Here is a 15635-nt window from a genome sequence, read left to right as displayed (position 1 = left end):
TAAAAGATAAGGCTTTTGTACTGAAGACGGGACTTGAACCCGTACGTCCTAATGGACATTGGATTTTAAGTCCAACGTGTCTACCAATTCCACCACTTCAGCATTGGAATATTTTAATCGAAAAATTCTCAGAGCGAAAGACGGGATTTGAACCCGCGACCCCCACCTTGGCAAGGTGATGCTCTACCCCTGAGCTACTTTCGCAGTCTTTTAATGAACGAGCAATATTGCTATTGCGGTTGCAAATTTAAGCCTTTTATTGGATTACCAAAGCCTTTTTCAAAAAAAAATTAAAAAAATTTTTAAGCTTGCTTTTTCTTAACCAACATGCGCTTAATTTCATTAAGTTTCATAAGTGCTTCTACCGGTGTAAGTGTATCAATATCAATATCTAAAATTTCTTCTTTAATATTTTCGAGTAATGGATCGTCTAAATTAAAAAAACTGAGTTGCATATCGTCTTGCATCAATTTTACCTTATTTGTGAGTTCTTCACTAGAATGCGACTTCTCTAATTTTTGTAGAATTTTGTTGGCGCGGTGCAAAACTTGCTGTGGCATACCCGCCATTTTTGCCACATGTATACCAAAACTATGCGCACTTCCTCCTTCAACTAGCTTTCTTAAGAAAAGTACATTGTCTTTTAATTCTTTCACAGAAACATTAAAGTTTTTAATGCGCCCAAAAGTTTCCGTCATTTCATTCAACTCATGATAATGTGTTGCAAACAAGGTTTTCGGTTTTGCTGGATGCTCGTGTAAATATTCACTAATAGCCCAAGCAATAGAAATGCCATCGTATGTACTTGTTCCACGACCAATTTCATCTAGCAACACCAAACTACGCTCTGAGATGTTATTTAGAATAGAAGCCGTCTCATTCATTTCCACCATAAAAGTAGACTCGCCCATCGAAATATTATCACTAGCTCCTACTCTAGTAAATATTTTATCTACCAAACCTATTCTAGCCTCTTTTGCAGGTACAAAACTTCCCATTTGAGCCAAGAGCACAATAAGTGCTGTTTGACGTAAAATAGCCGACTTACCAGACATGTTAGGCCCAGTAATCATGATAAGTTGTTGTGTAGTTCTATCTAAAAACACATCATTGGCAATATAAGCTTCACCAATAGGTAATTGCTTTTCAATTACTGGGTGGCGCCCTTCCTTAATTTCTAAATCGTGAGACTCATCTATCACAGGATAGATGTAACTATTATCTTTTGCCAATTGCGCAAAACCGCATAAGCAATCTATTTGCCCTATTAAATAAGCGTTTTGTTGCACAGCCTTTATATATTGGTTCATCCAACTCACCAAATCAGCAAACAGTTTTTGCTCAATGGCTTGTATTTTATCTTCGGCCCCTAAAATTTTGGCTTCGTATTCTTTTAATTCTTCAGTAATATAACGTTCGGCATTTACCAAAGTTTGTTTTCTAATCCATTCTTCTGGCACTTTATCTTTATGCGTATTTCGAACTTCTATATAGTAACCAAACACATTGTTGGATGCTATTTTAAGCGATGTAATACCTGTACGCTCACTTTCGCGGGCTAACATACCGTTTAAATAATCTTTCCCGGAAGTTGATAGCGCTCGTAACTCATCTAATTCTTTCGAAAAACCTTCAGCAATACTATTCCCTTTTAAAACATTTACTGGGGCTTCTTCATTTAAAGTTTCTATAATTTTAGCACGAAGCACTTCACAACTTTGCAGTGTGTCTCCAATAATTCTCAGAGATTCATTATCGCAATCGGATGCCAACGTTTTTATTGGCACAATAGCTTCTAATGAATTTTTAAGTTGAATAACCTCACGCGGATTCACTTTAGTGGTAGCCACTTTAGAAATTAAACGCTCTAAATCTCCAATTCCTAATATATGGTTTTGAACAGTTTGCAGCGTAACATCTTCTGTTGTTAAAAATTGAACAACCTCATGGCGCTGTTTTATTTTCGCCACATTTTTCAAAGGCAAAGCCAACCAACGCTTTAATAACCTACCACCCATTGGTGAAATAGTTTTATCGATAACGTTTAAAAGGGTTACGGCATTATTATTTGTAGAATTATAAAGTTCGAGGTTACGAATAGTAAATCGATCCATCCAAACATAATCATCTTCTGCAATACGCGAAATAGATGTAATATGCTGTAATTTATGGTGCTGTGTTTCTCCTAAATAATGCAGGATAGAACCAGAAGCAATAATACCTTCGTACAAATCTTCTATTCCAAAACCTTTTAATGTTTTAGTATCAAAGTGCTTTGTTAAGGTTTCGTAGGCATAATCGGTTTGATACACCCAATCTTCTAAATAAAAGGTATGAAAATCGTCTCCAAAGGTTTCATTAAACTTAGCGCGTTTTTGCTTAGAGACTAAAACTTCACTCGGACTAAAATTTTGAAGTAATTTATCGATATACTCGGCATTACCTTGCGATGTTAAAAACTCACCTGTAGAAATATCTAAAAATGAAATACCGATATATTTTTTATCAAAATAAACCGAACATAAAAAATTGTTCGATTTAGACACTAAAACCTCATCGTTTAATGCTACACCAGGTGTTACAAGTTCTGTTACACCACGCTTTACAATATTTTTAGTTTGTTTCGGGTCTTCGAGTTGATCGCAAATAGCCACACGCTCTCCAGCCTTTACCAATTTAGGTAAATAGGTGTTTAATGAATGATGCGGAAAACCAGCCAATTCAATCTCGCTTTCGCTACCTGCACCACGCTTGGTTAAAATAATACCTAAAATCCCTGCCGTTTTTACTGCATCAGAACCAAAGGTTTCGTAAAAATCGCCCACTCTAAACAGCAACAAAGCATCAGGATATTTAGCCTTGATGGCGTTGTACTGTTTCATTAACGGTGTTACTTTTTTACTTTTTGTTGCCAATGGTTTTCTGTTTTAGTAAGTTTGCTAAAGTAACTATTATTCTATTTTTTTTGAAGTTGAAACCATAGAAGTTATTGCTATTTGTTCACAAATTCACGATTATTATTTATTAAACCGAATATTAGAACGGAGTAAGCACACAACAGTGGCGCGTTAGGGATTAAACGGCCTGTTTGAGCTCTTTTTGTGTGGTTGCACCTATGCAACACAAAAAAGCGAGTAGTGCAAGCCCGACCCTTGGGGAACGCCAAAAGAAATAAACACGTTAAATTAGATAGGTTTTCGCTTTCGCGGAAATAAAAAACATATAATGTACCATGCGTAAATTAAAAAATAACGAGCTAGACAGACTGAGTGTTGATGCTTTTAAGGAGGCAAAAAAAACACCTATTATTATTGTTCTCGATAATATTAGAAGTTTAAATAATATTGGTTCTGTATTTAGAACGAGTGATGCGTTTTTGGTTGAGAAAATTTACCTCTGCGGTATTACGGCAACGCCACCACATAAAGACATTCATAAAACTGCGCTTGGAAGCACGGATACTGTAGCTTGGGAACACGTTGAAAACACCATGGATTTGGTTGAAAAACTTAAAGCTGATAAAGTAAAAATCTGTTCTATTGAGCAAGCTGAAAACGCAACGATGCTTAACAATTTTACTCCAGAGGAGAATACGAAATACGCACTTGTTTTTGGTAACGAAGTTAAGGGTGTGGCACAAAATGTGGTTAGCGCTAGCGATGTGGTTATTGAGATTCCGCAGTACGGTACAAAGCACTCTTTAAATATTTCTGTGAGTTGTGGTGTTGTTGTTTGGGATATATTTAGTAAATTGGTAAACCAATTTAAACAATAATGAAAACTAAACTAAAATTATCCTTTTTAGCAGCACTTCTTTTCTCTGCTGCAGCCGTTTACGCGCAAGAAATCCCTATCAAACACCTTGATATGGAATTGCAAGAAGACCAACAAGAACAAAGTAAAAACATTTTAACCAATGAGATTGACGGTGTTACCACCGACCACATTACCATTAATAGTGATATTACCCAAAAAGTAGATATCGATGCAACGCACAAAACCATTTATTTATTTATAACGGGTAATGCAACATTAACTTCTGGCGGTAAAACTTACGAGATTGTTCCGGAAACTATTATGTTACCTAACAATGTAGATGATATTGAATTTAAAGCTAATGAAGATGAAACGCTACATTACCTAAAAATATCGGTTTTACAAACAGAATTAGACCTTGTAGATATTAAAACGTTCCCGAAAGAAAATGTAGATAATATTTATTTTAAACAATTTACAGATTGCGAATCGTACACGGAACCAATTAAGAGTCCGCAAACTACAAGTAGAACCATATTACCTAACAAATACATACCAAGAGTAGCCATGGGAACAGTTAGAACTATTGGTCCAGATAAAGTTGGTGCGCACGTACATGGTATGCTTGAGCAATTGTTTTTAGGTCTTACAGATAACAACAGCGTTGTTTATGCAGATGAAGCTCAGGTTGATTTCCCAGAATATTCATTACTACACATTCCAAGAGGTTCAAGCCACTCAGTGAGTGTAGAAGCTGATAATGAAATGTATTATGTTTGGATGGATTTCTTTGTTGATAAAGACGGAGAAGAGTGGTTAAAAACACATAACAAAGACGACTAGTAAAACAACCTTATTTTACAATAAATATATATTACAAACGGATAGTTTTTGAAATAACATTTAAAATGTTTCAAAAACTATCCGTTTGTTTTTTTTATAAATTGAAAACCTAAAACAGGTGACTAAAAGAATTAAAAAACCATGGCCAACTAAAGACGCCATGCATCAAATTTACAAATTGAATCTTTGGGGTGGCACCGAATTCGATTTCTATTCTGGATCTGGCTCTCACGATCCGGACATTATAAACCCGTATTTAGATGTTTTAACTGCTTTTTTAGAATCGTATAACAGAACTTTAACAGTCTGCGATTTAGGTTGTGGTGATTTTAATATAGGTAAACAGCTTACTCAATTCACAAAAAAATATATTGCCGCAGATATTGTTGAAAGCCTTATTGAGAGAAATAAACAAATATACCAAGCTGATAATTTAGAATTCCATTGTCTAAATATTGCTAAAGACGAACTCCCAACGGGTGACTGTATTATTCTCCGCCAAGTATTACAGCATTTATCTAATGCTGAAATAGAACGTGTAGTAGAAAAACTAGCTAATTATAAATACATTATACTGACAGAACATTTACCGTTAGGCAACTTTACACCTAATAAAGATATTATTTCTGGACAAGGCATTAGATTGAAACAAAACAGCGGCGTTAACCTACTAGAAGCTCCTTTTAATTTAGAAGTTAAAACAGAAACTATACTTGGAGAATATATTTTAGAACACCATAAAGGACGAATTGTAACGAAGTTATATGAGGTTATTTAATTTGAAAGATTTTAATTACTCTCCGTTAATCTCACAAATAATCACTTCTATTTGCAACAGAATAACGACTGGAAATATCAATAATTTTAACATTGAAAATTCTTCTGACTTTTTAGAAGTTCCAAAAATAATCGGAATTGATTTTTATCAAAACACAGCTTCATCAACAAATCCTGTATTTTTTTAAAAAGAAATCAAAAGAATTGTATTAAAACCGCCAATAAAGAAATACTTACAAATCAAGCAACGACTTACTGAAAAAAGTTTTATTTTTATTCAAAACCTAATAAAAACGAAAAGGCATCAAAAATCAACTTTGATATATGCATGATAAGCGTTCTTAATTTATGGTTTCAACTTTATTAATAATTACACCTAGAACTCATGGCTGATAAAAATCCTGAATCAGAACGTTTAGCAACTCCTAATAATTATAAAAACTGGAAAAACTGGGGACCATATTTAGCAGAAAGGCAATGGGGAACCGTTAGAGAGGATTATAGCGAACATGGAGAATCGTGGGAATTTATAGATCATGAAAAAGCTAGGAGTAACGCCTATAGATGGGGAGAAGAAGGTATAGGAGGCTTTTGTGATGCCAAAGAAATTTTATGTTTGGCACCTGCATTTTGGAATGGAAAAGACACCATTTTAAAAGAGCGATTGTTCGGCCTTACTAACAACCAAGGAAACCACGGGGAAGATGTTAAGGAACTTTATTTTCATCAAGTATCTACACCAACACATTCATACAATAAATACCTATATAAATATCCGCATTGTAAATTTCCTTACGGCGATTTGGTAGAAGGAAACAGAAAAGGTCGGGACGAAGACGAATATGAAATATTAGACACAGGTTGTTTTAAAGACAACGCTTATTTTGATTGCTTTATTGAATACGCGAAAGGAGACATCGAAGATATCTTAATGAAAGTTACTGTTGTAAACAGAGGCTCGAAAGCAGCAGATATTCATGTATTACCACACTTATGGTTTCGAAATGTTTGGAAACACAATGATAAGTTCGAGCGCCCAGTTATAAAATCGACCAAAGAAGGCTGCGCACAATCTAACAGCAGCAGAAATGGCGAGTACTATTTCTATCACGAAAACGGGAAACCTTTATATTGTGAAAACGAAACCAATAACGAACTTATTTATAACGTACCTAATGAAGTTCCTTTTGTTAAAGACGGAATCCATGAGCACGTTGTAAATAAAAAAAACACTGTAAACCCAAAGAACACAGGCTCTAAAATGGCCGTTTGGCATAAGTTTAAGCTAAAAGCAGGAGAAGAGAAAAGTATTAAAATACGCCTTAGCAAAAATCAATTAGATAATCCTTGGGAAGCTTTTGATTCTATTTTTGATCTAAGAAAAGCGGAATGCGAAGATTTCTATGCCGACATCATAAAAAAGGATTTACCAGAGGCACAACAAGATCTTGCTAAAAAAGCCTTTTCTGGCTTATTATGGACTAAGCAGTTTTATTATTTCGATGTTTTTAAATGGCTTTTTGGAGGCCCTGGAGAAAACAAACCAAAAAGAACCAACATGAGAAATTATAGTTGGCAACACCTTACCAATAGACATATTATATCTATGCCCGACAAATGGGAATATCCTTGGTATGCAGCTTGGGATTTAGCTTTCCACATGGCCTCGTTTGTAGAAATCGACCCCTATTTCGCTAAAGACCAATTACTATTGGTCTTGCAGGAAAACTACATGCACCCTAACGGTCAAATCCCTGCTTACGAGTGGAATTTTAGCGATGTTAACCCGCCTGTACACAGTTATGCTGTATGGAAAGTTTACGAAAAAGATAAAGAAAAAACAGGAAAAGGAGACCTTCCATTTTTAGAAAAAGCATTCCAAAAACTTATGATTAACTACACATGGTGGGTTAACCAAAAAGACAAAAACGGAACAGATTTATTTGAGGGCGGCTTTTTGGGTTTAGATAATATTGGTGTTTTCGACAGAAACCACATGCCAGAAGGTATCGCCAGAATGCAACAAGCAGATGCGACTAGCTGGATGGCTATGTTCTCTATTAATATGCTGCGCATGTCTCTTGAGCTTGCCAAAAACAATAAAGTTTACGAAGAGCCTGCTGTTAAGTTTTTCAGGCATTTTTTGAACATCGCTTGGGCTATGCACCATATTGGAAAAAAAGATATTTCGCTTTGGGATGATGATGATAATTTCTATTATGATGTTGTTGAGATGAATGACGGAAGAACCGACCGTTTAAGAGTACGTTCTTTGGTAGGTGTTATCCCAATGTTTGCTGTAGAAATTATTAACAAGGATTTATTTAAAGAATTAAAAGAATTTAGAAGAAGAGCAAACAACATTATAAAAACACGACCAGATTTAGCATCACTAATTTCAAATTTAGAAGAAGCCAACAAAGACGGCAACTTTATGTTCTCTATTATGCGTGGTTTTAGATTAGAACACTTATTAAAACGTTTACTGGATGAAGATGAATTTTTGTCTGATTTCGGGATTCGTTCGCTTTCAAAATATCACGAAAAATATCCTTTTGTGTTTCACCATAACGGTCATCATCAAATTCAATATGAACCTGGAGAAAGTCGTTCTAATATGTTTGGAGGCAACTCAAATTGGCGTGGACCGATTTGGATGCCTTTAAATTACATGATTATCCAATCGTTACGTAAATACTATGAATTTTATGGCGATGAATATACTTATGAATTCCCAACAGGTTCCGGAAATAAACTTAATTTAAAGCAAATTGCTAATGAATTAACCAAAAGACTGATAAAGCTTTTTGAACCAAATAAAGATGGCAGATATCAATACCATTCTGATGATCCTGACAAGGTTTTCACAAAAGACGAACATTTTAAAAAGGAACACTTTTTCTATGAATTTTTTGATGGCAATACTGGCAGAGGGCTTGGAGCATCTCACCAAACAGGATGGACATCGCTTATTGCTAATTTAATTATGGAAATGGACAAGGACTAATTTCTGTTTTCTCAATATAATATTAAATCTACTCCATTAGAATTTCATAAAGAACATGAATTCTAATGGAGTTTTTATTTTAAAGTTGTTCGTCACAAATCTCTCCCAAAACCCACAAATAGTCACTCCTATTCGTAACAAAATCGCGATCGGAAATGTCAATAATTTTCACGTTAAAATCAGTTTGACTTTTTAGAAACGCTAAATACCCCGAGTTAATTTTTTCTAAATAATCGTCCGCTATATTTTGCTCGTAATCACGTCCTCGTTTTTTAATATTTTGCTGTAAGCGCTCTGTGTTTTGGTATAAATAAATATATAATTCTGGTTTCGGAATATCTTTATACATTAAGTAAAACAACTTTCTATACAAACCATATTCATCTGTATTTAAGGTTATTTTTGAAAAAATAAGCGATTTAAACACATCATAATCACTTACAACAAACTGCTTAAACAAATCGAGTTGTGCTAAATCTTCCGAAATTTGCTGATAGCGATCTGCCAAAAAAGACATTTCTAACGTAAAGGCATAACGCTGTGCATCGTTATAAAATTTTGGTAAAAATGGATTATCTGCAAAACGCTCCTTAAGCAGTCTTGCATTAAAATCTTGTGCAATTTTATTTGCCAAACTCGTTTTTCCCGCACCAATATTTCCTTCTATAGCAATGTAATTATATTTTGAAAAATCTAGGTTTTCACTAGGGTTCTTTAACAAAATATTTATAGCTTCTAAATCAGAATCATCTCTACAAGCATCTAATAATTCTGAAACTGTTTTACCTAATTTAGCATGTTTCACCTTAGCAGCAATATCGTTAAGCGGCATCAACACAAATTTTCGCTTTTGCATTTCAGGATGTGGTACCTTTAGCGTTTCGGTACTTATTATTTCTTCTTCAGCAAAAACAATATCTAAGTCTATAATTCGTGCTTCGTAAGCGTCTTTTAATTTTCGAGTTCTACCTAATTCAGTTTCAATAGTTAATAATATGTCGAGCACCGTTTGCGGCTCTAAATCACTTTCTAAAACCAAGCAACAATTCAAGAAATCTTCACTTTCAAACCCGAAAGCAGGCGCCTTATACACATTGGAAATCAACTTAATACTACCAATTTTCAGGTAAATAGCATCCACAGCGTTTTGCAAATTTTTAAATTTATCGCCTTTATTACTTCCTAAAGCAATGTGAAATTTTGTTGTTCTCATCATAAGTAAGTGCAAAATAATGAAAACTAAATGGTTTCATTGTATATTTACCCAAGGTATTTATTCACAACTTTATATGACTTTAAAAGACAAACTAGCTGCCCAACGAATTTATATGCTTTTGGGAGCTTTATTTATTACCTCGTTAGTTGTTTCTAACCTTATTTTTCAGAAATTTTTCTATTGGTATCCTTTTGATGTTGAAATTTTTGGATCAAAACTTTTTGAAGTTTCAGTAGGCATTCTCCCCTATCCCATTACTTTTTTAATAACCGATTTAATAAGTGAAATTTATGGAAAAAAGAGAGCCAACCAAATCGTTACAGCAGGAATTTTCGCTTCGTTTTTTTCTCTTTTAATCGTTTATGTTTCCGATTTAGTACCTGCAACACCATGGTCGCCCGTTCAAAACGGCATGTTTAATACCGTATTTGGCAATACTGTTTTGGCTGTTTTCGCGAGTATGATGGCATATTTATTTGCTCAATTTATTGACATTCAAATTTATCATTTCTGGAAACAACTCACCAAAGGCAAGCATCTATGGCTAAGAAATAATTTTTCAACCTTCTTATCTCAGTTTTTAGACACGTTTACCGTAGTTGGTTTACTCTGTATTTTCGAGATTATTGCCTGGGAACGTTTTTTGGGGTTGTTGCTTAGTGGGTTTATATTTAAAATAATTATTGCCCTTTTCGACACACCTTTTTTATATTTAGGTGTATTTTTATTCCGAAAACGATTCAGGCTAAAAGTAAATGAAGAGATTCACTTACTTTAGCATTCCGTTAAAATTAACTTAAACCCGCTACTATTCTCATCCTTTAGTCCGTTTTTTGCGTAAATATCTTACAAACACCTCCTTATGAAGAAAGTTTTAAAAATCACCGGTTTCACCATACTTACCATACTTATTTTATTAATTGTTATTCCATTTGTTTTCCAAGGGAAAATCCAAGGAATGGTAAAACAATTTATAAACGAAAACGTAAACGCTAACGTAGAGTTTAGCGATGTAAGCCTTAGTTTTCTTCGTCGCTTCCCAGAAGCACATGTTAGTATAAATGATTTTGTTATTACCAACTTTGAACCATTTAAAGGTGACACCCTTGTTGCCGCAAAAACAATTGCTTTCACGGTATCTATTCCAGAATTATTTAAAACAGCCGGCGAAGACCCTATTGTTATTAATAGTATTTCTATAGATGAAGCCTTGGTTACTCTAAAAACCAACACCGAAGGACAAACCAACTACGATATTGCAAAAGCAAGCGAAACCGAAACAACAAGTAGCGAGACAGAAAGCAGCAGTTTTGCATTTAGTATAGACAATTACAGCATTGAAAATAGTGCTTTTAACTATATAGATGAAAGTTCTAAAATGATGATGCAAATCTCAGAATTAAACCACACTGGAAGCGGAACATTCTCGGGAGCAACATCGGAACTTGATACGGAAACAGATGCAAACGTCAGCTTTACTATGGATGGCACCAATTACCTTAACCATAATGCTATAAAACTAGATGCTTTAATAGATTTAGACTTAACGAACAGTAAATATACTTTTAAAGAAAACAAAGGTTATATTAATAAACTACCTATAGAATTTAATGGTTTTGTTCAGTTATTAGACGAAGGCCAGAATATTGATTTAACATTTAAAAATCCAGAATCTGACTTTAAAAACTTCTTGGCCTTAATTCCGGAAACATACTCAGGAAGTCTTGATGGTGTTCAAACTAGTGGTGATTTTACAATTAATGGTATTGTAAAAGGCGTAAACTCAGACAAAACTATACCAACGTTCGATATTAACATTGCATCAAATAACGCATCTTTTAAATACCCCGATTTACCAAAAAGCGTAAAAAACATTGTAATTAACACCACGATAAAAAACACAACAGGATTTTTAGATGATACTTTTGTGGATATAAAAACACTGAATTTTAAAATTGATGATGATGTTTTTAAATCGTCTGCCAGCATAAAAAACATCACGAAGAATATGCTTGTAAAAGCAAATTTAGATGGTGTTTTAAACTTAGCAAACATATCTAAAGCTTACCCTGTGAAGCTTGAAAACGAACTTACCGGAATTTTAAAAGCCAAATTAAATACGGCTTTCGATATGAATGCGATTGAAACAAATGCTTTCGAACGCATCAAAAGTAGCGGAACTGCAAGCCTTAGTAATTTTGTTTACGCTTCAGAAGATATGGCAAACCCTATTAATATTTCCGAAGCCGACTTAACCTTTAACTCACAATCGGTAACTCTAAATCATTTTAAAGCTAAAACCGGTGAAAGTGATATAAACGCTAGCGGAACTATAAACAATTTACTTGGTTTTGTACTTAGTGACACGGAACTTAAAGGTAATTTCGATTTAAATTCAAACCTATTTAAAATGAGTGATTTTATGACGGAAAGCGAAACAGCTACTACCGATAATAAAACCACAACTGATGGTGAATCGTTAAAGATTCCAGCATTTTTAGATTGTACAATAAACGCCAATGCTAAAACGGTAATTTATGATAATTTAAAGTTAACCGATGTTAAGGGCAAACTATTAATTAAAGACCAACAAGCTACGTTAAGCAATGTAACTTCTAGTATTTTTGATGGCGCACTTTCCATTTCTGGCGATGTTTCTACTAAAACAGAAACACCAACTTTTAGTTTTAATTTAGATGCTAATAATTTCGATATTTCTAAATCGTTTCAAGGTTTAGAATTATTGCAAAACCTAGCACCTATAGCTAAATTATTACAAGGTAAATTAAACACAAACATTAATTTAGCTGGTAGTTTAGATAAAGAATTCGCTCCAAACTTAAGTACAGTTTCTGGGAATGCATTAGCCGAATTATTAACGACAAATATAGACGAAAACAAAGATGGGTTAATAAGTAAACTAGAAAGCTCAATCAGTTTTATCGATTTTAGTAAACTAGATTTAAAAGATCTAAAAACAAAACTTGAATTTGCTAACGGACAGGTGAGTGTAAAACCTTTCGATTTAAAATATAAAGATATTGCAATCACCGTTTCTGGTTCGCATGGTTTTGATAAAACGCTAAATTACAATGCCGTTTTTAATGTGCCAGCAAAATATTTAGGTAGCGAGGTTACCCAACTTATTAGTAAAATTGATAGCGACGAAGCTAAAAACATTACAATTCCTGTTACTGCAAATATTGGAGGATCTTACACGAGCCCAACCGTGAAAACCGATTTAACAAATGGTGTTACCAACCTAACGAAACAATTGGTTGAAATAGAAAAACAAAAACTACTTAACAAAGGAAAAGACCAAGTTACCGACTTAATTGGTGGTATTATAAGCGGAAACAAAACCAAAACCGATTCTACCAAAACCGAACAAACAAATGCGGTTAAAGATGTTTTAGGTGGTATTCTGGGGAATAAAACAACACAAACAGATTCTACAAAAACGACATCGAATACAACAACTACCAATGCTGTAAAAAATGTACTTGGTGGTTTATTAAAGAAAAAAACAAAGGATACAATTAAATAATTTTAGGACAACAAAATAAACTTTCAATAATTACTGAAAGTTCAGAAATATTATATATCTTTGCTGTATGGATTACCAAGAAGCGAAGGATAAATTTATTAGCACATGGGGGAGTTTAGGCACATTATGGGGCATAAACAAGGCTATGGCACAAATACAATCTTTACTTTTTATTTCTACCAAAGCATTATCTATGGAAGAAATCATGAGAGAACTTAAAATTTCTCGTGGTAATACTAGCATGAATTTACGCCAGTTAATGGATTGGGGGATTGTTACCAAAGAACTTATTCCGGGTGAACGTAAAGAATATTTTTCTACAGAAAAAGACGTCCAAGAACTTGCCAGACACATTGCAAAAGAACGTAGCCGAAGAGAAATTAAACCGGTTATCAAAATTCTTAAAGATGTGTCTTCTATTGAAGATGATGGTACCGAAAAAACCAAAGAACTTATTAAACAAACCAAAGCACTTCACGATTTAGCTGAAACTGCCGATGCGATGATGAATAAAATTGTAAATCAAGAACAAACCTGGATTACCAAATCTTTATTGAAATTGATTAAATAAAAAAATTTAAATAAAACTTTCAGTAATTCCTGAAAGTTTAAAATATTTAGAAAATGAATACGCAAAATTTATTAACCTATTTCTTTGCATTAGTTTGGATAGCAAACGGCCTCTTTTGCAAAGTACTAAATCTTGTACCAAGGCATCAAGACATTGTGGAACGTATTTTAGGGAATACCAACTCAAGATTTATAACAATATTAATTGGAATCTCAGAAATTATAATGGCAATCTGGATTATAAGCCGATATAAAGCAAAACTAAATGCAAATACCCAAATTATTATCATAGCCATAATGAATTTAATTGAGTTGTTATTGGCTCCAGACCTATTACTTTGGGGCCCATTTAATTCGCTATTTGCGATACTATTTATAAGTATAATCTATTACACGAACTTTAAAATCAACAAAGAACATGCTAACTTTTCTTAAAAACCATCCATTTGCAGTTCAATCATTTTTTGAAAGCTCGCTAGTACTCACGTTTTCAGTCCCGAAAGAAGAACTTCAAAATTTAATTCCAGATTGCTTAGAACTTGATGTTTTTAAAAACAAGTATGCTTTTATTGCTGTTGCCATGGTACAAACAAAAGGATTGCGCCCGAAAAGATTTCCGAAGTTTATGGGAAACGACTTCTTTTTGATTGGCTTTCGCATATTCGTGACTTATACAAACAATAAAGGCAAACGCTTACGTGGACTATACATTATAAAATCTGAAACCAATAAGAAAAAAATGGAGTACTTAGGCAATATATTCACCCATTACAACTACACAACAACCGATATAAACCATTACAATAAACATCATACTAAGGAAATTTCATCTGTAAAATCTAATTTTAAAATAGAACTAGATACTTCGGAAAATGATGATATCCCTTTACCCGAAGGTTCTCCATTTAAAAACTGGAAAGAAGCAAGACGTTTTGCCGGACCACTTCCATTTACATTCACATATAATGATAAAACAAAAGAAGTATTAATTATTGAAGGTGTAAGACAGAACTGGAAACCCAAACCAGTAAAAATCAACACATATCATGTAAATTTTTTAGAAACGCTTAAACTTAACAACCTAGTATTAGCAAATGCTTTTATAATTGAAAACATACCGTATTACTGGAAAAAAGGAAGAAAAGAATTATGGAATTAAAAAGAAGAAAATTTCAAGGAGTTTTAAATATTTTGAGTTTCAATAGACATTTTTATGTTTATGGTTTACTTGTTTTAGCTCTAATAATATCGAGTTATGTCATCTTTCAATGGAACGCTATTTTATTTTGGGTAATTATTATCTCCTTTAGCTACGGATTAATAATGCCACTAATTGTTTCAGCTTATGTGTATGACTATTCTGGATATTACGATTTCAATTGGTTAAAAGACTTAAAATTAAATAATTCAAAAACCACTAAAATAGTTAATATTAATGCAGGCTTTGATGAAACAAGTTATATCATTAAAGATAAATTAGCAAAATCTAATTTAGCAGTATTTGATTTTTATAATGCTGAAAAGCATACAGAACCAGCAATTATAAGAGCAAGAAAAGTGAGTTTAACTTATCCAAATACGCAACAAATAAAAACCAACCACATTCCCCTTCACGACAAAAGTGTCGATGTGGTTTTTCTACTTTCGGCAGCACACGAAATACGGTCTCTTGAAGAAAAAATACAATTTTTAAAAGAATGCCAAAGAATATGCAAACCTAACGGGAATGTAATTATGATAGAGCACCTTCGAGATTTCCCTAATTTTCTAGCATTCTCAATCGGCTTTACTCATTTCTTCTCAAGAAAAACTTGGCAACAAGCATTTAAAAGTGCCGGATTCACATCATTTAACGAGGTAAAATTCACGCCTTTCATGTCTATATTTAATTGTTCACATTAACGTTTAATTTATTCAGC

At 33.5% G+C, this 15635-nt stretch carries 12 protein-coding genes and 2 tRNA genes; 10 read left to right on the top strand and 4 right to left on the bottom strand.

Annotation, left to right across the window (positions count from 1 at the left end; genetic code table 11):
* Window positions 1-18 precede the first annotated feature (18 nt).
* The 3 genes from GQR97_RS07920 to mutS form a co-directional block, all read right to left on the bottom strand.
* Window positions 19-102, bottom strand: a tRNA-Leu gene (locus tag GQR97_RS07920).
* 30 nt (window positions 103-132) lie between these two features.
* Window positions 133-204 (bottom strand) — tRNA-Gly (locus GQR97_RS07915).
* Between the two features lie 98 nt (window positions 205-302).
* Window positions 303-2915, bottom strand: coding sequence for a DNA mismatch repair protein MutS (gene mutS, locus GQR97_RS07910; protein ID WP_158847202.1), 2613 nt, complete (start codon window positions 2913-2915; stop codon window positions 303-305).
* A 317-nt stretch (window positions 2916-3232) separates the two neighbouring features.
* On the opposite strand from mutS, the gene GQR97_RS07905 reads away from it, so the two are divergent.
* The 4 genes from GQR97_RS07905 (at window position 3233) to GQR97_RS07890 (ending at window position 8383) form a co-directional block, all read left to right on the top strand.
* Window positions 3233-3775: an RNA methyltransferase gene (locus tag GQR97_RS07905; protein WP_158847200.1), complete on the top strand. Its 543-nt coding sequence runs from the start codon at window positions 3233-3235 to the stop codon at window positions 3773-3775.
* Entirely contained in the window at window positions 3775-4599 is an 825-nt protein-coding gene (locus GQR97_RS07900; protein ID WP_158847198.1) for a cupin domain-containing protein, read from the top strand. Before GQR97_RS07905 ends, GQR97_RS07900 begins: the two co-directional genes overlap by 1 nt.
* Before the next feature lie 160 nt (window positions 4600-4759).
* Window positions 4760-5377: a class I SAM-dependent methyltransferase gene (locus tag GQR97_RS07895; RefSeq protein WP_158851669.1), complete on the top strand. Its 618-nt coding sequence runs from the start codon at window positions 4760-4762 to the stop codon at window positions 5375-5377.
* A 384-nt stretch (window positions 5378-5761) separates the two neighbouring features.
* On the top strand, window positions 5762-8383 hold the full coding sequence (locus GQR97_RS07890) for an MGH1-like glycoside hydrolase domain-containing protein (RefSeq protein ID WP_158847196.1): 2622 nt from the start codon (window positions 5762-5764) through the stop codon (window positions 8381-8383).
* A gap of 79 nt (window positions 8384-8462) precedes the next feature.
* Here GQR97_RS07890 and folK read toward each other — a convergent pair whose 3' ends face one another.
* Window positions 8463-9599 (bottom strand): 2-amino-4-hydroxy-6-hydroxymethyldihydropteridine diphosphokinase, encoded by a 1137-nt coding sequence (folK, locus tag GQR97_RS07885; protein WP_410488939.1) that lies wholly within the window; start codon window positions 9597-9599, stop codon window positions 8463-8465.
* 73 nt (window positions 9600-9672) lie between these two features.
* On the opposite strand from folK, the gene GQR97_RS07880 reads away from it, so the two are divergent.
* From GQR97_RS07880 to GQR97_RS07855, 6 genes are all read left to right on the top strand, one after another.
* The gene (locus GQR97_RS07880) at window positions 9673-10377 is read left to right on the top strand and encodes a queuosine precursor transporter (RefSeq protein ID WP_158851665.1); all 705 of its coding nucleotides are present in this window, start codon (window positions 9673-9675) and stop codon (window positions 10375-10377) included.
* Between the two features lie 84 nt (window positions 10378-10461).
* Window positions 10462-13146, top strand: a complete 2685-nt coding sequence (locus GQR97_RS07875) for an AsmA-like C-terminal region-containing protein (protein ID WP_158847194.1) — start codon at window positions 10462-10464, stop codon at window positions 13144-13146.
* A 67-nt stretch (window positions 13147-13213) separates the two neighbouring features.
* Entirely contained in the window at window positions 13214-13717 is a 504-nt protein-coding gene (locus GQR97_RS07870; RefSeq protein WP_158847192.1) for a GbsR/MarR family transcriptional regulator, read from the top strand.
* A 53-nt stretch (window positions 13718-13770) separates the two neighbouring features.
* Window positions 13771-14151 (top strand): DoxX-like family protein, encoded by a 381-nt coding sequence (locus GQR97_RS07865; protein WP_158847190.1) that lies wholly within the window; start codon window positions 13771-13773, stop codon window positions 14149-14151.
* On the top strand, window positions 14135-14875 hold the full coding sequence (locus GQR97_RS07860) for a DUF2071 domain-containing protein (RefSeq protein ID WP_158847188.1): 741 nt from the start codon (window positions 14135-14137) through the stop codon (window positions 14873-14875). Before GQR97_RS07865 ends, GQR97_RS07860 begins: the two co-directional genes overlap by 17 nt.
* Window positions 14866-15618, top strand: a complete 753-nt coding sequence (locus tag GQR97_RS07855) for a class I SAM-dependent methyltransferase (protein WP_158847186.1) — start codon at window positions 14866-14868, stop codon at window positions 15616-15618. Before GQR97_RS07860 ends, GQR97_RS07855 begins: the two co-directional genes overlap by 10 nt.
* Window positions 15619-15635 lie beyond the last annotated feature (17 nt).

The sequence above is a fragment of the Algibacter sp. L1A34 genome (assembly GCF_009796805.1).
Lineage (GTDB): Bacteria > Bacteroidota > Bacteroidia > Flavobacteriales > Flavobacteriaceae > Algibacter.
Note: the sequence above shows the minus strand (reverse complement) of the source record. Positions and strands in the feature narration are given on the sequence as shown.